Source organism: Halorubrum ezzemoulense (assembly GCF_004126515.1).
Classification (GTDB): domain Archaea; phylum Halobacteriota; class Halobacteria; order Halobacteriales; family Haloferacaceae; genus Halorubrum; species Halorubrum ezzemoulense.
The window spans coordinates 2,934,779-2,957,984 of record NZ_CP034940.1 but is presented as its reverse complement, the minus strand read 5'-3'; the positions used below and the strand labels follow the sequence as shown (position 1 = coordinate 2,957,984).

The following is a 23,206-nucleotide window of genomic DNA, read 5'->3' as shown; positions in this document are numbered from 1 at the left end:
GGGTCGGTGTTCACGCGCATGTCGACCACTCGGGTGTCGCGGCCGCGGCGGTCGTCACCATCTACTCGCCCCAGTCCTCCTCGAGCTCTGGCGCCTCCTCCAAGACGACCGGGTCGAGCGAGATGACCTCCAGCTCGGTCCCCGTGACCGGACTGTCAATGATCTCGCCGACCTCCACGTCGGCCGGGATCTCGATTTCTTCGCCCGCGATCGGGTCCTCCGCGGTCAGCGTGTCAGTGTCGCTTGTCATCGTACTCCACTCTGGGTGACTCGATACCATAAATCTTCCGAACTTACCAAAAAATATACACTAGCCAAAGCACCGGCTATCGGTTCGAGAGCGGCCGAAAGCGCCCGAACGAACCGGACTATCAGATCCTAGTTACTTGTTCGTCCCCTCGCGGAGACGAGTTCGCGACCGGGGGTCGTCGGTCGACCCCCGGTCGCGGCGGTCGTCGCAGTCGGTCCGGCTGCGGCGGTCGGTTCGGCGGCGGCGGCCGGTTCGGTGTCCGCCCGCGGCGACCACCGCGGTCGGTCCCACGATCACTCATACGTCGCCACCTCCGCGTCGAGCGCCTCGGCCGCCGCCGCCAGCGCCTCGCGGCGGTCGTCGAGCGCCGTCGCGTCCGCGTCGATCCCTGCGGTCGCGGCCGTCAGGTCCGCCGCGACCGCCTCCGGCGCGGGGCCGCCCGCGGAGTCGCGGCTCGCGACGCTCGCGGCCGGATCGAGGACGCGTTCCACCTCGTCGCGGGACACGCGCTCGAAGAGGGACTCGCCCAGTACCGCCTGTGCGGCCTCGTCAACTTTTGCGGCGGCGGTCGCTGGGTCGTCGCCGTCTCCGACCGCGGGGGCGGCGCTCGCGACGATCTCGTGGGCGGTCCGGAACGGGAGGCCCGCCATCGCGAGCAGGTCGGCGACCCCCGTGGCCGTCGAGAACCCCTCGCCCGCGGCGGCCGCGAGCGCGTCCGCGTCCCACTCGGCGGTCGCGACCGCGCCCGCAGCGATCTCGGTCGCTTCGCGCACGTCGCCGGCGATATCGAAGACGCTCGCGTGGGCGCGCTGGAGGTCGCGGTTGTACGCCCGCGGCAGCCCCTTCAGGAGGCTCAACGTACCGGTCGCCTCCCCGATCGCGTCGCCCGCGACGCCGCGGGTCAGCTCCAGCGTGTCGGGGTTCTTCTTCTGGGGCATGATCGACGAGGTCGAGGCGTACGCGTCCGCCAGCTCGAGGACCCCCTTGTTCGAGAAAACGATCAGGTCCTCGGCGAGCCCCGATAGCGTCGTCGCGAGCGTCGCGAGCGCCGTCGCCGTCTCCGCGAGGAAGTCGCGCGCCGAGGCGGCGTCCATCGAGTTGCGGACCGTCCCGTCGAAGCCGAGCAGCTCCGCGGTCCGGTCGCGGTCGACGTCGAACGGCGTCCCGGCGAACGCGGCCGCGCCGAGCGGCGACCGGTTGACGCGGTCGTACGCGTCCAGGAGCCGCTCCGTGTCGCGCGCGAGCCCGCCCTCGTACGACAGCAGGTAATGCGCGACCGTCGTCGGCTGTGCCGGCTGGAGGTGGGTGTACCCCGGCATCACCGTCTCCGCGTGTTCCTCGGCGACCTCAACGAGCGCCTCCCGGGCGGCGACGGTCGCCTCGGCGGCGTCGAGCAGGTCCTCGCGCAGCCGGTACCGGATACACGTCGCCACCTCGTCGTTGCGCGAGCGGGCGGTGTGCATCCGGCCGCCGTCCGGGCCGACCCGGTCGATGACGGCGGTCTCGATCGCCTCGTGGACGTCCTCGCCGTCCGGGAGCGCGCCGTGGCCGGCGGCCTCCACCTCGTCGAGCGCGGCGAGTATCTCGCCCGCGACCCCGCCGTCGACGATCCCTTGTTCGGCGAGCATCACCGTGTGCGCCCGGTCGACGGCGAGGTCCGCCTCGAAGATTGCGGCGTCGGCCGCGAGGCTCGACAGGAACTCGCGGGCGGGTCCGCCGCTGAAGCGCTCGCGCCGGACGGCGGTGTCGTCACCGCCGGCCGCCTCGTCCGCGTCGCTCGCGTCGGGATCGTCGTCGGTCATCTAGTTATCGTCCGCGTCGGACCCGTCCGTCTCGCCGGACCCGTCCGTCGCGAGCTCGGGCTTCGAGACGCTCGCCTTCACGTCGTTGGCGAGGCGCTCCTGGAGTCCGTGGTACTTCGCGACGCCCGTCGCGTCCGACTGGGCGATGCCGGCGACGTCCTCGGTGTTGAATGAGGCCATCTCCTCGGAGTAGACGGCGTACTCGGAGTCGCGGGCGACGACGCGGCAGTCGCCGCCGGACACCTTCACGGTCGCCGTGCCGGTCACCACGTCCTGCGTCTCGTCGACGAAGGCGTTCAGCGCGTCGACGACGGGCGCGAACACGAGCCCCTCGTACGCCTTCTCCGACCACTCCTGCTCGATCCCCTTCTTGAACGAGCGCTCGTTCTTCGTCAGGACGAGATCTTCGAGTGCCTGGTGGGCCGTCAGCAGGACCGTCGCGGCCGGGTGCTCGTAGTTCTCCCGCACCTTCAGCCCGAGCATGCGGTCCTCCATCACGTCGGTGCGGCCGACGCCGTACCCCCCGGCGTGCTCGTTGAGGTGCTGGATGAGCGGCACGGGGTCCATCGCCTCGCCGTCGACGGCGACGGGGATCCCCTCCTCGAACGTCACCTCGATGGTGGTCTCGCCCTCCGGCTCGGCGGTCCACTCGTAGATGTCCTCCGGCGGCTCGTAGTTCGGGTTCTCCAGCTTCCCGCCCTCGACCGCGCGCGACCAGATGTTCTCGTCGATGGACCAGACGCCGCCGTCGCCGGCCTCGACGGGCAGGTCCTTCTCCGCGGCGTAGTCGATCTCCCACTCGCGGGTGAGGCCGAGTTCGCGCACGGGGGCGATCACTTCAAGATCGGAGCCGCGCCAGACGGCCTCGAACCGGAGCTGGTCGTTCCCCTTCCCCGTACAGCCGTGGGCGATGGCGTCACAGCCCTGCTCCTCGGCGACGCCGAGGATCGCCTCGGCGATGACCGGGCGCGCGAGGGCGGTCCCGAGCGGGTAGCCCTGATAGCTGGCGTTGGACTTCACCGCGTCGAAACAGAGGTCCGCGAACTCATCCTTCGCGTCGACGACGTGGATGTCGAGCCCCAGCGCCTCGGCGGTCTCCTCGGCCTCGTCGAACTCCTCGGTGGGCTGGCCGACGTCGACGTTCACGCCGATGACCTCGTCGTAGCCGTACTCCTCTTTCAGCAGCGGTACGCAGACCGTGGTGTCGAGTCCCCCGCTGAACGCGAGTACAACGCTCGTCATTACCAGAGTACACCCGGCCTACGGTCTTAAATTCAGCGGTTTCGAGATTGTAAGAAAAAGACAGCGCGGCCGCTCGCGGTGACGATAGTCGAGACTCTCCGGAACGGAACGGCGCGAACGCGACGAGGGATGAAGATTACTGGCCCGAAGGGCCTCGTCGTCGCGCCGCGCCGGAAGCCGGTCGCGGCGGTCGGACGTCTCGTCGCGGTCGCAGGGCTCGTCGGCCTCGGAGAAGGGCGGCGTCGAGACGAGCCACTGCGGTCATCGCGTGTATGTACCGATCTCCGATATAAAACTGTTCCGCACCGCCCGGCGCGCGCAAGGTTTGCCGGACGGCCCGGAGATCGCCGGTCGCCCGGTCTACAGCGCCTCGCGGTACGCTTCGAGCGTCGTCTCGACGTCCTCCTCCGTGTGCGCGTAGGAGGTGAACTGACACTCGTACTGGTTCGCGGTGAGGAACACGCCTCGGTCTTTCATCTTCTGCCAGAACACCCGCTCCCAGCGGTCGGTCGCAGCGTCGGCCACGTCGGCGCCCGTCTTTGGACACGAGTCGTACCGGGCGCAGTCCGGGTCCTGCCGACAGCCGCCCGCGCAACAGGCGTCGACGTCGTCCGGCGCCTCGCGGGTGAACACCGTCTTGAACATCGAGTCGGTGCCGACGACGGTGTACTCCGGCGCGCGCTCGGCGCAGATCTCGGCGATCCCCTCCCGGAGCTGCCGACCGAGGCGGTTGACGTGCTCGTACACGTCGTTTTCGGCCGCGTACTCCAGCCCGGCCTTCCCGGCGGCCATCGTCACCGGGTGCCCGGAGAAGGTGCCGGACTGGAACACCTCGCCAGCGGGCGTGAACCCCTCGATGATCTCCGCTTTCCCGCCGATCGCGCCGACCGGGAAGCCGCCGCCGATGATCTTCCCGAACGTCGTCACGTCGGGGGTGACGCCGAACTTCGACTGGGCGCAGCCGAGGCCGCCCACCCGGAACCCGGTGATCACCTCGTCGAAGATCAGTAGCGAGCCGTGGTCGTCACAGAGGTCCCGCAGCGTCTCGTGGTAGCCGTCGACGGGCATCACGATCCCCTTGTTGGCGAGTATCGGCTCGACGAGGACGGCCGCGATCTCGTCGCCGTGTTCCGCGAACACCTCCTTCGCCGCCTGCGGGTCGTTGAACGGGATCGGCAGGGTGTGCTCGGCGAACGCCTCCGGGATCCCCGCCGTCGACGGGTGCGCGTCGCCCGGCGACCCTTCCACGAGCGTCGACTCCTGCGCGCCGTGGTAGCCGCCCCGCATCACGACGATCTTGTCGCGGTCGGTGTGGCCGCGCGCCAGTCGGACCGCCGAGACGGTCGCCTCCGTGCCGGAGTTGACGAAGCGGATCGACTCGACGCTCGGGACGTGCCGCGCCACGAACTCGGCGTGTTCGACCTCGATCTCCGTGGGCGCGCCGTACATCGGTCCCTCCGCGACGTGCGACTGGACCGCCGCCTCCACCGGGTCGGGCAGGTCGTGGCCGTAAAGGAGGGGGCCGTACCCCATCACCCAGTCGACGTAGCGGTTCCCGTCGGCGTCGATCACGTGGCCGCCGTCGCCGCGCTCGACGAAGAACGGGTGCGGCATCGTCGCCCGGACCGAAGAGTTGACGCCGCCCGGCATGACCGACAGCGCGCGGTCGTACAACTCGCGCGAGCGCTCGTGGTTCATACCGACCGGTTGGGTCGGCGGGCTGAAAGTAGTTGCCGAACCGCCGTCACGCCCGCCCGAAAAAAGTCCGTCCGTCGATCCGTGCGCGGTGTCTGCCCGCCGGGAGCGTCGCTACACCGCCTCCGTTCCGGTCGCACCGGTGCGGACTTGGAGCGCGTCCTCCACCGGCATGATGAACACCTTGCCGTCGCCGGCCTCGCCGGTCTTCGCGGCGTCGGCGATGGCGTCCGCGACCTCGTCGGCCGGGATGTCGGCCACGACGACCTCGACTTTCACCTTCTGGTGGAGATCGACGGTGAACTCCTCGCCGCGCCACTGGCCCTTCTTCGCGGGCTGGCTGCCGCGACCGGAGACGTTCGTCACCGTCAGCGAGGGGGCGTTGATCTCCGCGAGCGCCTGCTTGATGTCTCCGAGCTTGTCGGGGCGGACGACCGCCGTGACCATCTTGATGTCCGTGCCGGCCGCCGCGCCGCCGTCGGCCCGGGGAGACTCCCCATCGGACTCGGTCGTGTCGATCACCGACGGGCCGCCGTCGGTCGCGACGCGGTCGCCGCCGAACTCGGGGTAGGTCTCGACGCCGTGTTCGGAGATGTCGAGGCCCTCCTGTTCGTGCTCGGCGGTGACGCGCGCCTCGCCGGCGAGCTTGAGCACGTACCAGACCGCACCGGTTGCGGTGATCGTCCAGCCGCCGATGATGACCACGCCGACGAGCTGAGCGACGAAGTGGGCGCCGATGCCCGCGCTGAGCTGACCCGGTGCGGCGACGAACGGGAAGAGGAGCGTCCCGAGAACGCCAGCACTCCCGTGAACCGGGAACACCGCGCAGACGTCGTCGATCTTCAGGTTGTCCGAGACGAACTCGAAGACGATCGGGAGCTGCGCGCCGGCGAGCCCGCCGACGACGACGGCGCCCCACCATGCCGTGGTGTCGGGGATTGCGGTGATGCCGACGAGCCCGGCGAGCAGGCCGTTGGCGACGTAGAGGGTGTCGACCTTCCCGGTCTTCGCCCAGACGACGAGCGCGGCGCCGATCCCGCCGGACGCCATCGCGATCGTCGTCCCCATCGCGACGAGGTTGAGCGTCAGCGTGTTGAACACGCCGCCGCTGACCACCGACGCCGTGCCGACGTTGAAGCCGTACCAGCCGAACGCGAGGACGAGCGTCCCCAGCACGGCGAACGTCAGCGAGTGACCGGGGATGACGTTCGTCGAGCCGTCCTTCCCGTAGCGGTCCATCCGCGGCCCGAGGATGGCCGCGGCCGTGAGGCCCGCGATGCCGCCCATGCCGTGGACGATCATGCCGCCGGCGAAGTCGTGGAACGCGGTGCCCGTCAGCTGTGCGACGAGCCCGTCACCGGAGGCCGACCACGTGAAGGCGATGACCATCGGGTAGATGACCGCGGCCAGGAGGAACGTGTAGGTGACGTACGCGCGGAGCTTCGCGCGACCCGCGACCGCCCCGGAGACGATCGTCGCTGCGGTCATCGCGAACACCGCGCCGTAGAGCCAGTTGACGTAGGGACCGACCACGCCCGACTCGACGGCGAGTTCGCCGCCGGAGTACAGCGATCCCGCGGCGGAGGCGATCCCCGACGACCCGTTCACGAGGCTCGTGAACGCCGTGCCGATGAGGAAGAACACCGCCACCCCGACGCTCCACGTCAGGAGGTTCTTCGTCAGCTGGTTGGCGACGTTCTTCGACCGCACCTGCCCGGCCTCCAGCATGGCGAAGCCGGCGTGCATGAAGAAGATGAGGAACGTCACGACGAGGATCCACGTCCCGTTCATCGCGGACGCGAACGTGCTCGGATCGATCGTGGCGAGGACGCCGCCCGTCACAATTCATCCACCTCTACTGAACGCTCGTCCGATTCAAACCGTGCTTCGCTCGTGTTCATGTGCTGAATCACGTTTCGATTCCCGGGAACGCCTATACATAAACGTTAGAGTTGAGTTTCACAAAAAACACGGTTGATAATACGGCGGTCGTCCGATATAAGGACGTGGCTATGGAATATAAGGACGTTTTTCTCGCGGTTCCGCCGCAATTGTTGCGCTCGAACTCGACGGTCGTTGTGTAGCTCAGCTATCTATTTCGGCGTGACCCGTCGCCGAGCGGCGCTCTCGGGGCGGGCGCGGTCCCCTCTGGCGAGTATTGCCGCGCCGCCGTCCCGCGCTTGGGCGTCGCACGGGCTCTCCGTCCCGAATTCGGGTCGTTCCGGCCTCGTCGGCAGAAGTAGACGTTTGTCAACCCGTCTCGCGGTCCCTCGACGGAATCGATATCTCGGCGGTGTCAGACTGCCCTCTCTGCCGACCGATGTCCCGGAAACACCGTTATTCCGGCTTCAGACCCTCGTTCTGGACGCGCATCACGGCCTCGCCGTCGGCGAGGTTCGGCGCGTCGACGAGGCGGACGATCCGCTTGTCGCCCTTCGACTTGCGGAGGTACATCCGGAACGTGGAGGCGTGTCCGAGGATGTTGCCGCCGATCGCCTGCGTCGGGTCGCCGAAGTACGAGTCGGGATTCGACGCGACCTGGTTCGTGACGAGGATGGCGGTGTTGAACAGGTCGCCGATCCGCATCAGGTCGTGGAGGTGTTTGTTGAGCTTCTGCTGGCGATCCGCAAGCTCGCCCCGACCGACGTACTCCGCGCGGAAGTGCGCGGTGAGGGAGTCGACGCAGACGATCCGGATCGGCCATTCCGTCTCCTCGTGTTCGCCGGCCAGCTCCTTCGCCTTCTCGGCGAGCAGGATCTGGTGGTTGGAGTTGAACGCCTTCGCGACGTGGATCTGGTCGAGGAACGCTTCGACGAGCTCTTCGAGCGCCTCCTCGTCCGAGGGCGTCCCCTCGATCTCGCGGCGCTCCATCTCGTCGGCGAGGATCTCGTCGTCGAGCCCGCGGACCATGTCGTCGATCCGCTCCGGTCGGAACGTGTCCTCGGAGTCGACGAAGATACAGCCGCCGTCGAGGCCGCCGTTCTCCGGCTCTAGCTGGACGTTGACCGCCATCTGATGGGTGACCTGCGACTTCCCGGACCCGAACTCGCCGTACACCTCCGTGATCGACTGCGTCTCGATGCCGCCGCCGAGCAGGTCGTCCACCTCGTCGATCTGCCAGGAGAGCTTGCCGATCTCCTGGCGGCGCTCCAGCACGCTCGCGCCGGTCTCGAAGCCGCCGACGTCGGCGGCGTCGCGGGCGGCGTTGATGATGTCGGCGGCGGACGACTCGCCGATGTCGGCCGTGTTCGACATCTCGCCGGGGCTCGCGACGGCGATCGACTGGTAACTCTCGAATCCGTTGTCCACGAGCTTGTCCGCGGTTGCCGGGCCGACGCCGGGGAGGTCCTCGAGTTCGTCTTCAGGCATGTACACAGTACTTGTTTGCCATCCCGTATAAAGACTGGTTTACACCCGAGTGAAAGTGAAGTTCGCCGAGCGTCACCGCTCGGTCGCGGTTCGCTATCTCTCGAAAGCGTTCGTCGGAGCGGCCCGCTCTGTCGCGCGGTGAAACTGGTCGAGGGGTCAGGGGCGACCCGGCGGTCGGGTCCTCAGAAGCCGACGCGGCGGACGTACCCGAGGTCGCGGATCTCCACGAGCAGGTCGCCCGACAGCTCGGCGTCGGTGATCACGTACAGCTTCGGGTCGTCGGTGAACTCGGGGTCCTCGCTCAGCACCTGCCGGATCGAGACGCCGCGGTCGGCCAGGATCCCCGTTACCTCGGCGACGATCCCGGCCTCGTCGGCGGCCGCGACCTCGATGGTGAGCACCGTCAGGTCGAGGACCGGGGCGAGGTCCATCAGGCTCGGGACCGACGAGATGTTGGTGAAGATGCGCTTCAGCTCGGGGTCGGCCAGGATCGCGTCGGTCGTCGAGTCCACGACGCGCCGGTCCACGTCGAGCTCGCGCGCGATGCCGGTGTAGGGGATCTCGATCCCGCCGGAGACGACCCGCCCCTCCTCGTTGACGGAGAAGCCGCGCTCCAAGAACAGCCGGATCACCGCCTGCTGGCTGGGTGACCCCTCGAACTTCTCGAGGATCTCGTCGAACATTCGTTGTCGGGAGTGGTCGCGGCCGGGCGTTAAAAAGGCGGGTGCGTCGCGGCCGGTCGCGTCGCGGTCGTCTGGCGACCCCGCCGGCCCGGACCACTTCCGCCCCGCCACCCGACCCCTTTTAGCCGACGCCGCCGAACTCCACCCCGTGTCAGAGTCGCCGCACCTGCGGTTCTTCCCGTACGAGGAGCCGTACCCGAACCAGCGCGAGGCGATGGACCGGGTCGCCAACGCGCTGGACCGCGGACAGGACGTGCTGTTCGAGGGGGCGCCCGGGACCGGGAAGACCCTCTCGGCGCTCGTGCCCGCGCTGGAACACGCGCGCGAGCACGACCGCACGGTCGTCATCACGACCAACGTCCACCAGCAGATGCGGCAGTTCGTCGAGGACGCCCGCGCGATCACGCGCGAAGAACCCATCCGCGCGGTCGTGTTCAAGGGGAAGTCGTCGATGTGCCACATCGACGTCGACTACCAGGAGTGTCAGACCCTCCGCGACACCACCCGCGAGATGGTCGAGACGGAGAGCGAGGTCCGCGAGCTGGAGTCGCGACAGCGCGAGCTGCTGGCCGAGAGCCGCGAGGGCGATACGGGCGCCGCCGAGGCCCGCGAGTCGGTCATGGACGAACTCGACGAGCTGGAGGCGGAGATGGAGGAGTACGACGCCGCGAACGTCTGCGAACACTACCGCAACAATCTCACCCGCGACACGGACGACTTCTTCGGGTGGCTCTTCGAGGACGTCCGCACCCCCGACGACGTGTACGAGTACGCCGACGAGCGCGCGCTGTGCGGCTACGAGCTGCTGAAGAAGGGGATGGAGGGGGTCGACCTGGTCGTTTGTAACTACCACCACCTGCTCGACCCGAACATCCGCGAGCAGTTCTTCCGGTGGATCGACCGCGACCCGAGCGAGATAATCACCGTGTTCGACGAAGCGCACAACATCGAGAACGCCGCCCGCGACCACGCCACCCGAACGCTGACGGAGAACACGCTCGACGCCGCCTTAGACGAGGTGGCCGACAGCGACGACTCCCGCGCGGAGCCCGCCGAGAACGTCCTCCGCGCCTTCCGCGACGCCCTCGTCGAGACGTACGAGGACGCGCTCGGCTTCGGCGGCTCCGAGTCCGTGACGGAGAACTGGGAGGACATTGCGGTCGCCAACGACGACCGCCGCGACGACCTCACGCTCGCGTTTCTCCGCAACTACGAGGGGACGGGGATCGACGCGGAGACCGAGCTCGCCGTCCAGCTCGGCCAGGCGATAGACGAGGAGTACGAGCGCCGCTACCGGGACGGGGAGGCGACCACCCGGTCGGAGTCGCAGACGCTCGCGGCCGCCCGGTTCGTCTCGACGTGGATGGACGAGGGCGCGGAGTTCGGCCAGTATCCCGTGCTCTCCGTCCGGCGCGACGGCGGCACCGACGAGGTGTACGGCCGGGCGGAGCTGTACACCTGTATCCCGCGGAGCGTCACGAGCGAGCTGTTCGACGAGGTGGCCGCCTCGGTCCTGATGAGCGCGACGCTGCGCCCGTTCGACGTGACCGAGGACGTGCTGGGGCTGGAGGACGTCGCCTCGATGGCCTACGACATGGGGTACCCCGAGGCGAACCGCCGGACGTTCGCCGCCGACGTGCCGCCGCTGTTCGCCGCCGACCGAAACGACCCGGAGACGCAGGAGGCCGTGTCGTCGCTGCTCCGCGACGCAATCCGCTTTACCCCGGGCAACACGCTCGCCTTCTTCCCGTCGTACGCCGAGGCCGAGCGCTACCACGAGCGGCTCGCTGGGCCGAGCGGGGGCGGAAGCGCCGCCGGCGGCGCCGCGGCGGACGCCGTCGACCTCGGTCCGATCCACCTCGACGGGCCGGGCGAGGACGAGGAGCGGCTCCGCAGCGAGTTCGTCGAGAGCGACGGCGCCGCGCTGTTCACCTCGCTGTGGGGGACGCTCGGTGAGGGCGTGAGCTTCGACGGCGACGACGCCCGGACGGTCGTCGTCGTGGGCGTCCCGTACCCGCACCTCTCGGACCGCACGGAGGCGGTCCAGGACGCCTACGACCGCGCGTTCGCGGACCGCGACCGCGCCCGCGACCCGGGGTGGACGTACGCGGTCGAGGTCCCGACGATCCGCAAGACGCGACAGGCGCTCGGCCGAGTGATCCGCGGCCCCGACGACTACGGCGTCCGGATCCTCGCGGACCGGCGCTACACGACCGCCGACATGGGGAAGTACTCGGTCCGGTCCGCGTTCCCGCCCGAGGAGCGCGAGGAGCTGCTCGACGTCGACCCCGCGAAGCTGAAGTTCGCGATGCTGAACTTCTATCAGGACCACGACGCGTACGACGGCCCGCCGCCGTCGCCGTGACGCGGGCGCGCGGTCCCGCTCGCGGGCGCTCGCCTCGACGTCACTTCCGGCCGTCCTATCCGGGCATCGACGCGAGCAGGATCGAGACCAATATCAGGAGCCCGGCCAGCAGCGTCGTGACCACGGCGTGGATCAGCGTCATCGCGGCGACCGCCCGCCGCGGCTGCTCGTAGCTCCACCAGAACATCGTCCCGTCGACGAGGAGCGCCGCGAGGAGGATGAGCCCCCCGGGGAGTTCGAGCCCGTTGCCGGCGACGCTGATCACCGCGGGCAGCGGGCCGATGTAGAGGGCCCGCCGCGGGTCGGCGTCGCCGAGGACGTTCCGGGCCGCGACGTGCGCGGTGAGACAGAGGAACAGCGCCAACAGGACGGTCGTCCCGAGCACGGAGACCGGCGTCACCGTCTGTAAGAGCATGGTCGCCATACGCGGCGACGGGTAAAAGTGATCGCGGAACGCGGTCGCGGTGTCGCCGCATCGCGGCCCCGTCTCGATCGCGGGCTCGCCGCGTCAGTCCAACAGCCCGAGGCCGTTCAGCTCCTCGACGATCACGTCGACGGCTGCCTCGGCGTCGGCGGGGCTCGTGCCGCCGGTGACGACCACTTTCCCGCTGCCGAAGAGCAGCGCGACGACCTCCGGCTCGTCGAGCCGGTAGACGAGCCCGGGGAACTGCTCCGGCTCGTACTCGATGTGTTCCAAGCCGAGCCCGATCGCGATCGCGTTCAGGTTCAGGCTCTCGCCGAGGTCGGCCGACGTGACGATGTTCTGGACGGTGACCTCCGGGTCCTCGATCGGGATCTGGAGCGCGCGGAGCTCCGCGAACACGATGTCGAGGCTCTCGTGGACCGCCTCGACCGAGTTCGCGCCCGTACAGACGATCTTCCCGGAGCGGAAGATCAGGGCGGCCGACTTCGGGTCCGTGGTGCGGTAGACGAGCCCGGGGAACTGCTCGGGGTCGTAGTCGGCGCCCTCGAGGTCCATCGCGACGCTCTGGAGATCGAGTTCCTGCCCGATCCCCGTGGAAGCGACGACGTTTTCGACGGTGATCGTCTCCTTCGGGTCGGCCCTCATTACCTCCATCCTCGCCCGAACGACTTAAAAAGGTGGCTGGTCGGAACCGCCACGCTATTGCCGTCGCCGCGCGGAGCGGTCGGCGTGTACTGGCTCGAACTCGCCGGCGAGACCGACGCCTTCGCCGCCCGCGAAGCGGCGACCGCGGCGACCGGCGTCGACCTCCTCGCGCCGGGGATCGCTCGGACCGGCGGGATCGACGGCGCGCACGTCCGGCGCCTCGCGTACACGCGCGCCGCCCACGATGCGGTCGCGCGGACGGACGCCGACGTCGACGCCGCGGTCGCCGCGCTCCGCGCCGCGCCGCTCGACCGCTCCGGAAGCGTGGCGGTCCGCGCCCGCGACGTCCGGGGAACGTCGGGAGTCTCCACCGAGGCGGTCGAGCGCGAACTCGGGAGCGTCCTCGTCGACCGCGGGTTCGACGTCGACCTCGACGACCCCGACCACGTCCTCCGCGCGCTCTTCGCCGCCGGCCCGCGCGCCGAACACGACGCGGTGGCCGGCGCGGACGGCGGCGACGCGGACCTGTGCGCGCTCGGGTGGGTCGCCGCCGAGGCCGCCCGCGACTTCGCGCCGGACCCCACCGACCGCCCCTTCTTCCAGCCGGGGAGCATGGCCCCGGTCGACGCCCGCGCCTACGCTAACCTCGCGGGCGCCGCCCCCGGGCGGACCCTGCTCGATCCCATGTGCGGCACCGGCGGTCTCCCCCTCGAAGCGGGCCTCGTCGGCGCCGACGCGGTCGCCTGCGACGCGCAGGCGAAGATGGCCGACGGCGCGCGGCGGAACTTCCGCGCATACCTCGCCGACGACGCCGACGCTCCCTCCCCCGACTGGCACGTCGCCCGCGGCGACGCGACCGCGCTCCCGCTTCCCGACGACGCCGTCGACGGGGTCGCGTTCGACGCCCCCTACGGCCGACAGTCGAAGATCGCGCGCCACGAGTTGGCCGACCTCGTCGCGGGCGCGCTTGCGGAGGCGGCCCGGGTCGCGCCGCGCGCGGTGCTGATCGCCGACCGCGACTGGCGCGGTCCCGCCCGCGACGCCGGGTGGACCGTCGACGCGGCGTTCGAGCGCCGGGTTCACCGGTCGCTGACGCGCCACGTGCTGGTGTTGCGCCGCGAGGCGGACGCGGGAGGCGAGGCGGACCCGGCGGATATCTCGCCCGACGCGGACGGAAGCTTGCCGGACCGAGAGTGAACGACCGATCGGCGGAATCGCTCTTATCCGACGCTGGCGCGACAAGTTTCAGTTCCGCCCCGACGCCGGGCAACGGTTAAGTGCGCGGCCTCTCGTGGTACTCGCATGACCGGGGACGGCGGGGACATGCTCTCGTGGGACGAGTCGGTGTTCCGCGACGAGTCGGTGTTCGAGATCGACCACGTCCCCGAGACGTTCCGCCACCGCGAGAGCCAACTGGAGAACCTCAAGTACGCGCTCCGCCCCGCGGTTCGCGGCTCCCGCCCGCTCAACACGATGGTTCGCGGACCGCCGGGAACAGGCAAGACCACCGCGGTCCAGAAGCTCTTCGGCGAGCTCGGCGCCCGGACCGAGGTGCGGACGGTCCGCGTCAACTGCCAGGTCGACTCCACGCGCTACGCGGTGTTCTCCCGGCTGTTCGAGGGGATCTTCGAGTACGAACCCCCGTCGTCGGGCATCTCGTTTAAGAAGTTGTTCGGCCAGATCACCGACCGCCTCGTCGAGGAGGACGAGGTGCTCGTCGTCGCCTTGGACGACGTGAACTACCTCTTCTACGAGAACGAGGCCTCCGACACGCTGTACTCGCTCCTCCGCGCCCACGAGGCGCACTCCGGCGCGAAGATCGGCGTCATCGTCGTCTCCTCGGACCTCGGGCTCGACGTGATCGACGACCTCGACACCCGTGTCCAGTCGGTCTTCCGGCCCGAGGAGGTGTACTTCCCCGTCTACGACGCGACCGAGATCTACGACATCCTCGCCGAGCGCGCCAAGCGCGGCTTCCACGAGGGCGTCATCGGTGACGCCGAACTGGAGCGGGTCGCCGACCTCACCGCCGAGAGCTGCGACCTCCGGGTCGGGATCGACCTCCTGCGCCGGGCCGGGCTCAACGCGGAGATGCGCGCCTCGAAGACCGTCTCGAAGGAGGACGTCGAGGACGCGTACGACAAGTCGAAGCACGTCCACCTCTCGCGGTCGCTGCGCGGGCTCTCCGACTCCGAACGTGACCTCGTCCGCGTCCTCGCCGAGCACGACGGCGAGCGCGCCGGCGCGGTGTACGACGCGTTCAACGACGAGACGGGGCTCGGCTACACCCGCTACTCGGAGATCATCAACAAGCTCGACCAGCTCGGCGTGATCGACGCGGAGTACGCCGACGTCGACGGCCGCGGCCGCTCCCGCGAACTCTCCTTGGCCTACGACGCGGAGGCCGTCTTGGACCGGTTGGAGTAGGCGGCGACCTACCTCTCGTCGTCACCACGCGCCGTCTCGTACCCAGTCGCCCATGCGAGGGCCCCGACGGCGAGGATCGCGACGGTCTCTCGGTCCGACCCGACGAGGGACTGCGCGACGACGGAGACGGCCCCGACCGAGACGGCGACGTACGCGCCTTCGGGGACCGCGAAGGGGAGTCGACCGCGCGACTGAAGCGCCGCGGTCACGAACATCGCACCGAGGAGCGTCAGGCCGAACAGCGGGAGGACAGCGGTTGCCGAGGACACACTTCCGACTGATCGCGTCGCGAGTAATACATTTCGGCGGTCGCGCGGTCGGAGCGAACCGCCGACGCCTTTTCAATAGCTCCGCCCGCACCTCGTCGCATGAAGACGAGCGGCGGGAGCGACGCGATGAAGCGGCGCGCCGGCGAGTCGGCGGCCGAGGCCGTCACCGACGGCGACGTGGTCGGACTGGGGACGGGGTCGACGGCGGCGCACGCGATCCGGCGGCTCGGGGACCGGGTCGACGCCGGCCTCGACGTCCGGGGCGTCCCGACCTCGTTCGCGAGCCGCGAACTCGCGGTCGGGGCGGGGATTCCCTGCCTCGACCTCCCCGAGGCGGTCGGTCTCGACGGCCCGGGTATCGACCTCGCCATCGACGGCGCGGACCAGGTGGCGACCGGCGTCGACGGGGGCGGCGCCCCCGACACCGGCGGGGCTCTGATAAAGGGCGGCGGCGCGGCCCACGCCCGCGAGAAGTTGGTCGACGCCGCGGCCGACCGCTTCCTCGTCGTCGCGGACCCCTCGAAGGAGTCGCCGCGGCTGGACCGGCCGGTCCCGGTCGAGGTGCTGCCATCGGGACGGACCGCCGTCGCCGCGGCCGTCCGGGAGGCCGACGGCGAGCCGACGCTGCGGCGCGCGGAGCGGAAAGACGGTCCGGTGGTGACTGACAACGGGAACCTCGTGCTCGACTGCGCGTTCGGCGAGATCGCCGACCCGGTCGCCCTGTCGGCGACGCTGGCCGAGGTTCCGGGCGTCGTCGAGCACGGGCTGTTCGTCGGGATGACCGACGAGATACATGTCGGCACCGAGTCCGGCGTCCGGATCGAGTCGGTCTGATATCCCCGGGCGACGCCCCGCAGCGCGGCCGCTCGGCGGGCGGCACGCAAATAAAATGGAACGGAAACGAGTTCCGTCTTAGAGGTCGCGCGGCTGGACCGTCTTCCGGTCGTTGGCCTCGGCGCGGCGCGCGGCGTCTTCGAGCAGCTCGTCCACTTCGTCGTCCAGCGCGTCGTAGAAGTCCGAAGCGACGTTCTTGTCGTCCAGGGCTTCCTTGACGGCCGCTTTGACAATGAGGTCTGCCATGCGATCGGGCCTACCCGGTGATGGTTAATAAGAGTTCCTGAATTCGACCGCGAGGGGCGCCGTGCGGCCCGTTCGCGGGAGGCCGCGAGTACAAGCGCGTATAAGTCTTGTGAGATTCTCGTCTCCGCCCCGCCGCGAACACGACGCGAAACGCGGCCCGACCCCACTCCGAGCGCGGTCCGGACGGAGCGCGCGTCGTCGCGTGACGCTCGCGAACGCGCTTCGACCCCGGCTCGACCTCGCGCGCGGCGCGCCCGGCTCGAACCGACAGCTTCGACCGAGGCCGCCCCCGACGACGCCCCATGCGAGAGACGTTAGCGGCGCTGGAGGCGGGTGAGATCGGCATCGAGGAGGCGGAGTCGCGGCTCGCGGGCTACGCGACCACGGACGCGGGGCGCTTCGACGCCGCCCGCGAGCGACGCCGCGGGATCCCGGAGGCGATCCTCGCGGAGGGCAAGACACCCGCGGAGGTCGCCGCCCTGGCGACGACGGCGCTCGACACCACCGGCCGGGCGCTCGTGACGCGGGCGGACGAGGCGACGGCGGCCGCGGTGGCGTCGGCGGTCGGCGACGTGGGACCGGACGCGACGGTCGAGCGCGACGATCGGACCGGGACCGTCGTCGCGCACGCGGCCGACTTCGAACTCCCCTCGCTCGACGCCGCGGTCGCGGTCGTGGCCGCCGGCACCGCGGACGCGCCCGTCGCCGGCGAGGCCGCGGTCGTCGCCCGCGAGATCGGGGCGACCGTCGACCGGGTCGACGACGTCGGCGTCGCCAACCTCGACCGGATCGTGGACCAGGCCGACCGGGTCCGCGAGGCGGACGCCGTCGTGGTCGCGGCGGGTCGCGAGGGGGCGCTCCCGACGGTCGTCGCCGGCCTCGTCGACGCCCCCGTGATCGCGCTCCCCGTCTCGACCGGCTACGGCGTCGGCGGCGAGGGAGTGGCGGCTTTGGAGGGGGCGCTCCAGTCGTGCTCCGTGCTGACGACCGTCAACGTCGACGCCGGGTTCGTCGCCGGCGCGCAGGCCGGGCTGATCGCCCGCGCGGTCGACGCCGCGCGCGCCGAGTGAGCGGGGGGATCGAGCGAGGAGATCCGGCGACATCCGGACTCGCTTAACCGACCGTATACCGGCAGCCGACTGGGTCGAAAAAGGGTATTAGTTCGTCGAGCCCGTATGGTAGTTGCCGACGCACGTCGGCATCACATGCCACGCTGTGACCACTGCGGGTCGCACGTCTCGGACCGCTTCGCTCGCGTCTTCGCGGACGAACGCGGCGACCTGAACGCGTGCCCGAAGTGCTCCGCGAACGCGGGCATCGCAGAGGTGTCTCGCGAGCGGACTCGAACCGGGGACTGACCGGCGAAACGCCGATCGAAGGACGAGCGCACGGGGAGCGACTGCTCCGTTCGCCTGCCCCTCCGGGCACACCCGCACACACTTGCCGCTCGCGCTCGGACGGCCGACCGTGGCCGACCACCACGTGTACGTCATCGAGTGCGCCGACGGCACCCTCTACACCGGGTACACGACCGACGTCGAGCGGCGCGTCGCCGAACACGACGCCGGCGAGGGCGCGAAGTACACCCGCGGGCGGACCCCCGTCACCCTCCGCCACGTCGAGTCGTTCGACTCGAAGTCGGCGGCGATGTCGCGGGAGTACGCGGTCAAGTCGCTGTCGCGCGCCGAGAAGGAGCGGCTGATCGGCGAGGGCGACGACGCGGGGGACTGACCGCTTCGCCTCTCGCTCACTCCACGAGGCGCTCGATTTCCGTGACGAGGATGCCGGTCGCGCCGACCGACCGGAGCTCCGAAATCGTCTCGAACACGTCGCGCTCGTCGACGACGGCGTGGACCGCCACCATCCCGTTGCCGTTCTCGTCGGCCTCGACGTCCATCACGGTCGGGCCGCCGAGCCCGGGGATCACGTCCTTCACTGCGTCGAGCCGCTCTTTCGGCGCGTTCATCATCAGGTAGCGACGGCCGTCCGCGGCGAGGACGGACTCGAAGGCGGTCACCACCTGCTCGACCTTCGCGTCGTCGACCACGTCGGGGCGCGCGAACAGCCGGACGGAGGAGTCGAGCACGTCGTCGATCACCGCCAGCCGGTTCACTTTCAGCGTCGTCCCCGTCGAGGTGATGTCGACGATGGCGTCCGCCATGTCGACGTGCGGGGTCAGCTCCGTCGCGCCCGTCACCGTGACCACGTCGGCGTCGACGCCCACGCGGTCGAGGTAGTCGCGGGTGACGTTCGGAAACTCGGTCGCGACCGTCCTGTCCGCTAGGTCCTCGACCGCCGACACCCCGCCGGCCTCGGGCGCGGCGAGGACGAGCCGACAGGAACCGTAGCCCAGATCGAGCAGGTCCACGAGGTCGCCCTCGGCCGCCGCGCTCGCGACGTCGACGACGCCGCCGGACTCGGCCGCCTGGTCGAGGCCGGTGACGCCGAGGTCGGCCGCGCCGTCGCGGACGTACTCGGGGATGTCGGCCGCCCGCGCGAACAGCACCGTCACGTCCTCGTCGACGGTGTCGGCGTACAGCTGGCGGTCGGCGGTCTCCTCGACGTGGAGCCCCGCGCGCTCCAACAGCGAGAGCGTCGGCTCGTGTAGGCGGCCCTTGTTGGGGACGGCGATGCGCATACGGGGAGCGTCGCGCGGACAGGGGGAAACGTTTTCGTCCGGAGGGGCGGGACTGGTAGCGACGCGAGACTGGTTATAAACAGATGCGGTGGCGCGTGCCGGTGAGCGGCCGTCAGGCCGCGAACCGCACGCGCGAGGGAGTCGGTCGCCGAGCGAAGCGACGGCGACCGACGAGGCTGGGGAGGTGTGAGGCGCGGTGCCGTGCGGGGTGGGACCCAAAGGGGTAGTCGCCGGTGGCGAAGCCGCCGGCTGCCCGTGGCGCGTAGCGCCACGCTACCGCGAGGGCGCAGTAGGCGTTCAGGAGAGCGAAGCTCTCATGAGCCAATCAGAACGCGGAGCGTTCTGATGACGACGTAAGCACCGCAGGGAGCGAACGGAGTGAGCAACCGAGGAGCGCAACAAGCGTACTGCGCCCTCGCAGTTGGGGCTTTGGCGGTGTTCGTCGCCGATTCGTTACCAACCGCTTATATACGAGTCGCCGGTCGCGTCGAATCTTCTTCCGACCACCCAGTACGCGACGGGGAGGCAGCCGGCGAACGCGACCGGCCAGACGGTCAGCTGGGAGATCGGATCGGGCGGCGAGACGAGGCTCCCGACGACCAGCCCCGCGGGACCGGCGACGGCGACGATCGCGGTGGCCCGCTCCCACCGCGACGGCGGGTACTCGCGAGACCGTCCGCGGCGCCACCACAGCAGGTAGTAGAACAGCACAATTCCCGAGAGCGGTGCGAAGACGCCCCAGACGGCCGGATAGTCACTTCCGCGGGCGTGCGCGTCGAGGTTCACCCAGACGCCGGATGCGAGCCAGACGAACAGCACTAGGGCGGCGCCGAAGGCGACGGGGGGAGTGAGGAGGGACACGACCGGGTGTTCCGTCGGATCAGTAATCGGTTTTCCCCCGAGCGGAACCGTCCGCGCGGAACCGGTTTTGTCGCAGTCACCGACGTAGCCGCGCCGCTCAAGTGGCTCGCCGCCCAACGACGCGTATCGTGAGCGACGCCGACTCCCCCCTCTCGGAGGACCGCCCGACCGTCGACCGCCCGCTCCGCGTCGACGCCCCGTTCGAGCCCGCGGGCGACCAGCCCGAGGCGATCGAGCAACTCGTCGAGGGGTACGAGTCGGGCGCGACAAAGCAGACGCTGCTCGGCGTGACGGGGTCCGGGAAGACCAACACCGTCTCGTGGGTCGCCGAGGAGTTGGACCAGCCCACTCTCGTTCTCGCCCACAACAAGACGCTCGCGGCCCAGCTGTACGAGGAGTTCCGCGAGCTGTTCCCGGACAACGCCGTCGAGTACTTCGTCTCCTACTACGACTACTACCAGCCGGAGGCGTACGTCGAGCAGACGGACACGTTCATCGACAAGGAGATGTCGATAAACGAGGAGATCGACCGCCTGCGCCACTCCGCGACGCGCTCCCTGCTGACCCGCGACGACGTGATCGTCGTCGCGAGCGTCTCGGCCATCTACGGGCTAGGCGACCCGGGGAACTACCGCGACATGGCGCTCCGCCTGGAGGTCGGCGAGGAGGTCGGCCGCGAGGAGCTGCTCACCCGGCTCGTCGACCTGAACTACGAGCGCAACGACGTGGACTTCACGCAGGGGACGTTCCGCGTCCGGGGCGACACCGTCGAGATATACCCGATGTACGGGCGCTACGCGGTGCGCGTCGAGCTGTGGGGCGAGGAGATCGACCGGATGATCAAGGTGGACCCGATGCACGGCGAGGTCGTCTCCGAGGAGCCCGCGGTGATGCTCCACCCGGCGGAGCACTACTCGATCCCGGACGACAAGCTGGAGCAGGCGATCGCGGAGATCGAGGACCTGATGGAGAAGCGGGTGAGCTACTTCGAGCGGCAGGGCGACCTCGTGGCCGCCCAGCGCATCGAGGAGCGGACCACCTTCGACATCGAGATGCTGCGGGAGGCGGGCTACTGCTCCGGGATCGAGAACTACTCGGTCCACATGGACGACCGCGAGTCCGGCGACGCCCCCTACACCCTGCTGGACTACTTCCCCGACGACTTCCTCACCGTCGTCGACGAGTCCCACCAGACGATCCCGCAGATCAAAGGGCAGTACGAGGGCGACAAGTCGCGGAAGGACTCGCTCGTCGAGAACGGGTTCCGGCTCCCGACCGCCTACGACAACCGCCCCCTGACGTTCGAGGAGTTCGAGGAGAAGACGGACCGCACCCTCTACGTCTCCGCGACGCCGGGCGACTACGAGCGCGAGACCTCCGACCGGATCGTCGAGCAGATCGTCCGGCCGACCCACCTCGTCGATCCGAAGGTGGAGGTGACGGGCGCGACGGGGCAGGTCGACGACCTCCTCGAACGCGTCGACGACCGGATCGAGCGCGACGAGCGCGTCCTCGTCACCACGCTCACCAAGCGGATGGCCGAGGACCTCACGGAGTACCTCGAGGAAGCGGGCGTCGACGTGGCGTACATGCACGACGAGACCGACACCCTCGAACGCCACGAGATCATCCGCGACCTCCGCCTAGGCAACATCGACGTGCTCGTCGGGATCAACCTGCTCCGCGAGGGGCTCGACATCCCGGAGGTGAGCCTCGTCGCCATCCTCGACGCCGACCAAGAGGGGTTCCTCCGCTCCACCACGACGCTCGTCCAGACCATGGGGCGGGCCGCGCGCAACGTCAACGGCGAGGTCGTCCTCTACGCTGACGAGGTGACCGACTCGATGGAGGCGGCGATCGAGGAGACCCAGCGCCGGCGCGAGATCCAACTGGAGTACAACGCCGAGCACGGCTACGAGGCGACCACCATCGACAAGCCGGTCAGCGAGACGAACCTCCCCGGCTCGAAGACGGACACCTCGTCGGTCAGCGTCGGCGACGTGGAGAGCGAAGCCGAGGCGAAAGCCCAGATCGAGGCCCTCGAGGACCGCATGGACGAGGCCGCGAGCAACCTCGAGTTCGAGCTGGCGGCCGACATCCGCGACCGGATCGCGGAGCTGCGCCGCGCCTTCGAGATCGACGGCGGCGACGAGGGCGTGCCCGCGCCGATGATCGACGAGTAGCGCCCGATTCTCAGCCCGCGTCACCGTGACGGCGGGGTTTTTACGTCGCTGTGCCACACTCTCGCCCGTGTACCGTCGTGCTGTCGTCTCCGGAGCGCTCGCGGTCGCCACCGCCGGGTGCGTCGACCGCCTCCACGACGTGGCCGCCTCGACGCCGCGCGACCTCGGCGTGCGGAGCCGGTACGTCGACGGCAACCCGATGGTCGACGCGCGCAGCGTCCTCGCGCGCCCGGAGGAGCTACCGACTCACGCCGCTTCCTTCCGGTCCGCCGCCGCGGCCCGCGGCGCGCTCAAACCCGACGCGACCGAGTCCCGCGCGTTCGTCGAGCGCACCGACTTCGTCGACGACGGGGGCGACGCGATCTTAGTGATCGCCCAGCGGCTCACCGCGCCCGAGGTCCGCCTCCGGCTCGGCGGGATCAGCCGCACCGGCGACCACTCGCTTCGGATCGCCGTCGACCAAGGCGGCGTCCGCGGCGAGATCGACGCCGACGAGCCGGTCGTCAAGACGCTCCTGTTGCGCCTCGCGGACGAGCGCGGCCCCCCGGAGCGCGTGATCGTCGCCATCGGCGACGAGCGCGCCGGCATCACGGTGTGACGGTCGGGCCCCCCTCCGCCGCGATCCCGGCTCGGTCCCGCGATCGTTTTGTGGCCGGGACGCTTCCGGTCACGCATGTCACTCCGCAGTCGACTCCTCGGTTCGGCCCTCCTCGTCGTCGGCGTCGCCGCGATCGGTCTCGCGGGAACGGTCGCGCCGGCGTTCGTCCCCTCCTCGTCCGCGGCCGACGGAATCGCGCTGACCGCACCCGCTCCCCTCTCATCGCTCGCCGCCCCCGCGCTCCTCGCGGCCGGGTCGGTCCTGCTCGTCGGCGGCGCGGCCGCCGCGACCGGGGGCGACGGCTCCGCCCGCGCGGCGCTGGTCGCGCCCGCGTTCGGCGCCGTCGCCGCGCTCGCGTTCGGCGTCGGCCTCGTCGCGGCGCCCGGATCGGCCCCCGCGACGGCGACGAACCCGGCGGCACACGCCGTCCTCACGACCGGTCCGCCCGCGCGGATCGCCGCCGGTGCGGCCGTCGGCGGCGCCGTGGCGCCGGTGGTCCGCGCGACGACAACCGAGGACACCGTCGCCCTCCTCGCCGGCTCCGTCCTGCTGCTCGCGGCGCTCGCGGCGGGGGCGTCCGACCCCCTCTCGTTGGTCACGGGAGGGGTCGGCGGCGCGGTCGCAGTCGCCCTCCTCTGGGCAGTCGACCCGGACCGCTGGCGGCCCTGACCCGGC

The 23,206-nt window shown here is 70.2% G+C and carries 24 protein-coding genes; 10 read left to right on the top strand and 14 right to left on the bottom strand.

Annotated features, from left to right (window positions below; all coding sequences use genetic code 11):
* Positions 1–61: 61 nt before the first annotated feature.
* The 8 genes from lysW to EO776_RS15060 all read right to left on the bottom strand — a co-directional run bounded on the left by lysW (position 62) and on the right by EO776_RS15060 (position 9,041).
* Positions 62–250 (bottom strand): lysine biosynthesis protein LysW, encoded by a 189-nt coding sequence (lysW, locus tag EO776_RS15090; protein ID WP_049932116.1) that lies wholly within the window; start codon positions 248–250, stop codon positions 62–64.
* Positions 251–382: 132 nt separating this feature from the next.
* Positions 383–547: a hypothetical protein gene (locus EO776_RS19100; RefSeq protein ID WP_158228679.1), complete on the bottom strand. Its 165-nt coding sequence runs from the start codon at positions 545–547 to the stop codon at positions 383–385.
* Positions 544–2,052 (bottom strand): argininosuccinate lyase, encoded by a 1,509-nt coding sequence (argH, locus tag EO776_RS15085; RefSeq protein ID WP_049932118.1) that lies wholly within the window; start codon positions 2,050–2,052, stop codon positions 544–546. Before argH ends, EO776_RS19100 begins: the two co-directional genes overlap by 4 nt.
* Entirely contained in the window at positions 2,053–3,294 is a 1,242-nt protein-coding gene (locus tag EO776_RS15080; protein WP_094579748.1) for an argininosuccinate synthase, read from the bottom strand.
* Positions 3,295–3,654: 360 nt separating this feature from the next.
* Positions 3,655–4,992: a glutamate-1-semialdehyde 2,1-aminomutase gene (hemL, locus tag EO776_RS15075; RefSeq protein ID WP_086216037.1), complete on the bottom strand. Its 1,338-nt coding sequence runs from the start codon at positions 4,990–4,992 to the stop codon at positions 3,655–3,657.
* A gap of 111 nt (positions 4,993–5,103) precedes the next feature.
* Positions 5,104–6,831, bottom strand: a complete 1,728-nt coding sequence (locus EO776_RS15070) for an ammonium transporter (protein WP_176454938.1) — start codon at positions 6,829–6,831, stop codon at positions 5,104–5,106.
* Positions 6,832–7,326: 495 nt separating this feature from the next.
* Positions 7,327–8,358, bottom strand: coding sequence for a DNA repair and recombination protein RadA (gene radA, locus EO776_RS15065; protein WP_049932122.1), 1,032 nt, complete (start codon positions 8,356–8,358; stop codon positions 7,327–7,329).
* A 182-nt stretch (positions 8,359–8,540) separates the two neighbouring features.
* Complete coding sequence (locus EO776_RS15060) at positions 8,541–9,041, bottom strand: ACT domain-containing protein (protein WP_089308480.1); 501 nt, start codon at positions 9,039–9,041, stop codon at positions 8,541–8,543.
* Positions 9,042–9,189: 148 nt separating this feature from the next.
* Between EO776_RS15060 and EO776_RS15055 the strand changes: the two genes are divergently transcribed.
* Positions 9,190–11,406 carry an ATP-dependent DNA helicase gene (locus EO776_RS15055; RefSeq protein ID WP_094552649.1) on the top strand — a complete coding sequence of 739 codons (2,217 nt, stop codon included), beginning with the start codon at positions 9,190–9,192 and terminating at the stop codon, positions 11,404–11,406.
* A 55-nt stretch (positions 11,407–11,461) separates the two neighbouring features.
* Here EO776_RS15055 and EO776_RS15050 read toward each other — a convergent pair whose 3' ends face one another.
* Together EO776_RS15050 and EO776_RS15045 are read right to left on the bottom strand one after the other, a co-directional pair.
* Complete coding sequence (locus EO776_RS15050; RefSeq protein ID WP_049932127.1) at positions 11,462–11,821, bottom strand: DUF7473 family protein; 360 nt, start codon at positions 11,819–11,821, stop codon at positions 11,462–11,464.
* Positions 11,822–11,914: 93 nt separating this feature from the next.
* On the bottom strand, positions 11,915–12,475 hold the full coding sequence (locus EO776_RS15045) for a TATA-box-binding protein (protein ID WP_049932128.1): 561 nt from the start codon (positions 12,473–12,475) through the stop codon (positions 11,915–11,917).
* An 84-nt stretch (positions 12,476–12,559) separates the two neighbouring features.
* Between EO776_RS15045 and EO776_RS15040 the strand changes: the two genes are divergently transcribed.
* Both EO776_RS15040 and EO776_RS15035 read left to right on the top strand, forming a co-directional pair.
* Positions 12,560–13,672: a TIGR01177 family methyltransferase gene (locus EO776_RS15040; RefSeq protein WP_246041456.1), complete on the top strand. Its 1,113-nt coding sequence runs from the start codon at positions 12,560–12,562 to the stop codon at positions 13,670–13,672.
* Positions 13,673–13,777: 105 nt separating this feature from the next.
* Positions 13,778–14,902 (top strand): ORC1-type DNA replication protein, encoded by a 1,125-nt coding sequence (locus EO776_RS15035; protein ID WP_099288929.1) that lies wholly within the window; start codon positions 13,778–13,780, stop codon positions 14,900–14,902.
* Positions 14,903–14,910: 8 nt separating this feature from the next.
* Here EO776_RS15035 and EO776_RS15030 read toward each other — a convergent pair whose 3' ends face one another.
* Positions 14,911–15,171 carry a hypothetical protein gene (locus EO776_RS15030; protein ID WP_049932131.1) on the bottom strand — a complete coding sequence of 87 codons (261 nt, stop codon included), beginning with the start codon at positions 15,169–15,171 and terminating at the stop codon, positions 14,911–14,913.
* Positions 15,172–15,270: 99 nt separating this feature from the next.
* Between EO776_RS15030 and rpiA the strand changes: the two genes are divergently transcribed.
* On the top strand, positions 15,271–16,005 hold the full coding sequence (gene rpiA, locus EO776_RS15025; RefSeq protein WP_094494218.1) for a ribose-5-phosphate isomerase RpiA: 735 nt from the start codon (positions 15,271–15,273) through the stop codon (positions 16,003–16,005).
* A gap of 78 nt (positions 16,006–16,083) precedes the next feature.
* Here the strand turns inward: rpiA and EO776_RS15020 are convergent, their stop codons facing one another.
* The gene (locus EO776_RS15020) at positions 16,084–16,251 is read right to left on the bottom strand and encodes a DUF1931 family protein (RefSeq protein WP_004047560.1); all 168 of its coding nucleotides are present in this window, start codon (positions 16,249–16,251) and stop codon (positions 16,084–16,086) included.
* 302 nt (positions 16,252–16,553) lie between these two features.
* Here EO776_RS15020 and larB point away from each other — a divergent pair, with 302 nt between their 5' ends.
* From larB to EO776_RS15010, 3 genes are all read left to right on the top strand, one after another.
* The gene (larB, locus tag EO776_RS15015; RefSeq protein WP_094494219.1) at positions 16,554–17,321 is read left to right on the top strand and encodes a nickel pincer cofactor biosynthesis protein LarB; all 768 of its coding nucleotides are present in this window, start codon (positions 16,554–16,556) and stop codon (positions 17,319–17,321) included.
* A gap of 135 nt (positions 17,322–17,456) precedes the next feature.
* Positions 17,457–17,609 (top strand): DUF7563 family protein, encoded by a 153-nt coding sequence (locus EO776_RS19095; protein ID WP_008440770.1) that lies wholly within the window; start codon positions 17,457–17,459, stop codon positions 17,607–17,609.
* A 109-nt stretch (positions 17,610–17,718) separates the two neighbouring features.
* Entirely contained in the window at positions 17,719–17,982 is a 264-nt protein-coding gene (locus EO776_RS15010) for a GIY-YIG nuclease family protein (protein WP_049932157.1), read from the top strand.
* Between the two features lie 16 nt (positions 17,983–17,998).
* Here the strand turns inward: EO776_RS15010 and hisG are convergent, their stop codons facing one another.
* Both hisG and EO776_RS15000 read right to left on the bottom strand, forming a co-directional pair.
* Positions 17,999–18,889, bottom strand: a complete 891-nt coding sequence (gene hisG / locus EO776_RS15005; protein ID WP_094520605.1) for an ATP phosphoribosyltransferase — start codon at positions 18,887–18,889, stop codon at positions 17,999–18,001.
* Between the two features lie 453 nt (positions 18,890–19,342).
* Positions 19,343–19,750, bottom strand: a complete 408-nt coding sequence (locus EO776_RS15000) for a hypothetical protein (protein WP_094520606.1) — start codon at positions 19,748–19,750, stop codon at positions 19,343–19,345.
* A 128-nt stretch (positions 19,751–19,878) separates the two neighbouring features.
* Here EO776_RS15000 and uvrB point away from each other — a divergent pair, with 128 nt between their 5' ends.
* The 3 genes from uvrB to EO776_RS14985 all read left to right on the top strand — a co-directional run bounded on the left by uvrB (position 19,879) and on the right by EO776_RS14985 (position 23,200).
* A complete protein-coding gene (uvrB, locus tag EO776_RS14995) occupies positions 19,879–21,933 on the top strand; it encodes an excinuclease ABC subunit UvrB (protein WP_086216334.1) in 2,055 nt (684 codons plus the stop codon).
* 67 nt (positions 21,934–22,000) lie between these two features.
* On the top strand, positions 22,001–22,531 hold the full coding sequence (locus EO776_RS14990; RefSeq protein ID WP_086216333.1) for a hypothetical protein: 531 nt from the start codon (positions 22,001–22,003) through the stop codon (positions 22,529–22,531).
* Positions 22,532–22,606: 75 nt separating this feature from the next.
* Positions 22,607–23,200: a hypothetical protein gene (locus EO776_RS14985; RefSeq protein WP_094520607.1), complete on the top strand. Its 594-nt coding sequence runs from the start codon at positions 22,607–22,609 to the stop codon at positions 23,198–23,200.
* The last annotated feature ends 6 nt before the right edge of the window (positions 23,201–23,206 follow it).

Excerpts from the sequence above, each read along its gene's own strand:
- lysW (WP_049932116.1), bottom strand. The coding sequence starts at position 250 with ATGACAAGCGACACTGACACGCTGACCGCGGAGGACCCGATCGCGGGC.
- argH (WP_049932118.1), bottom strand. The coding sequence starts at position 2,052 with ATGACCGACGACGATCCCGACGCGAGCGACGCGGACGAGGCGGCCGGC.
- EO776_RS15080 (WP_094579748.1), bottom strand. The coding sequence starts at position 3,294 with ATGACGAGCGTTGTACTCGCGTTCAGCGGGGGACTCGACACCACGGTC.
- hemL (WP_086216037.1), bottom strand. The coding sequence starts at position 4,992 with ATGAACCACGAGCGCTCGCGCGAGTTGTACGACCGCGCGCTGTCGGTC.
- radA (WP_049932122.1), bottom strand. The coding sequence starts at position 8,358 with ATGCCTGAAGACGAACTCGAGGACCTCCCCGGCGTCGGCCCGGCAACC.
- EO776_RS15060 (WP_089308480.1), bottom strand. The coding sequence starts at position 9,041 with ATGTTCGACGAGATCCTCGAGAAGTTCGAGGGGTCACCCAGCCAGCAG.
- EO776_RS15050 (WP_049932127.1), bottom strand. The coding sequence starts at position 11,821 with ATGCTCTTACAGACGGTGACGCCGGTCTCCGTGCTCGGGACGACCGTC.
- EO776_RS15045 (WP_049932128.1), bottom strand. The coding sequence starts at position 12,475 with ATGAGGGCCGACCCGAAGGAGACGATCACCGTCGAAAACGTCGTCGCT.
- EO776_RS15035 (WP_099288929.1), top strand. The coding sequence starts at position 13,778 with ATGACCGGGGACGGCGGGGACATGCTCTCGTGGGACGAGTCGGTGTTC.
- rpiA (WP_094494218.1), top strand. The coding sequence starts at position 15,271 with ATGAAGACGAGCGGCGGGAGCGACGCGATGAAGCGGCGCGCCGGCGAG.
- EO776_RS15020 (WP_004047560.1), bottom strand. The coding sequence starts at position 16,251 with ATGGCAGACCTCATTGTCAAAGCGGCCGTCAAGGAAGCCCTGGACGAC.
- larB (WP_094494219.1), top strand. The coding sequence starts at position 16,554 with ATGCGAGAGACGTTAGCGGCGCTGGAGGCGGGTGAGATCGGCATCGAG.
- EO776_RS19095 (WP_008440770.1), top strand. The coding sequence starts at position 17,457 with ATGCCACGCTGTGACCACTGCGGGTCGCACGTCTCGGACCGCTTCGCT.
- hisG (WP_094520605.1), bottom strand. The coding sequence starts at position 18,889 with ATGCGCATCGCCGTCCCCAACAAGGGCCGCCTACACGAGCCGACGCTC.
- EO776_RS14985 (WP_094520607.1), top strand. The coding sequence starts at position 22,607 with ATGTCACTCCGCAGTCGACTCCTCGGTTCGGCCCTCCTCGTCGTCGGC.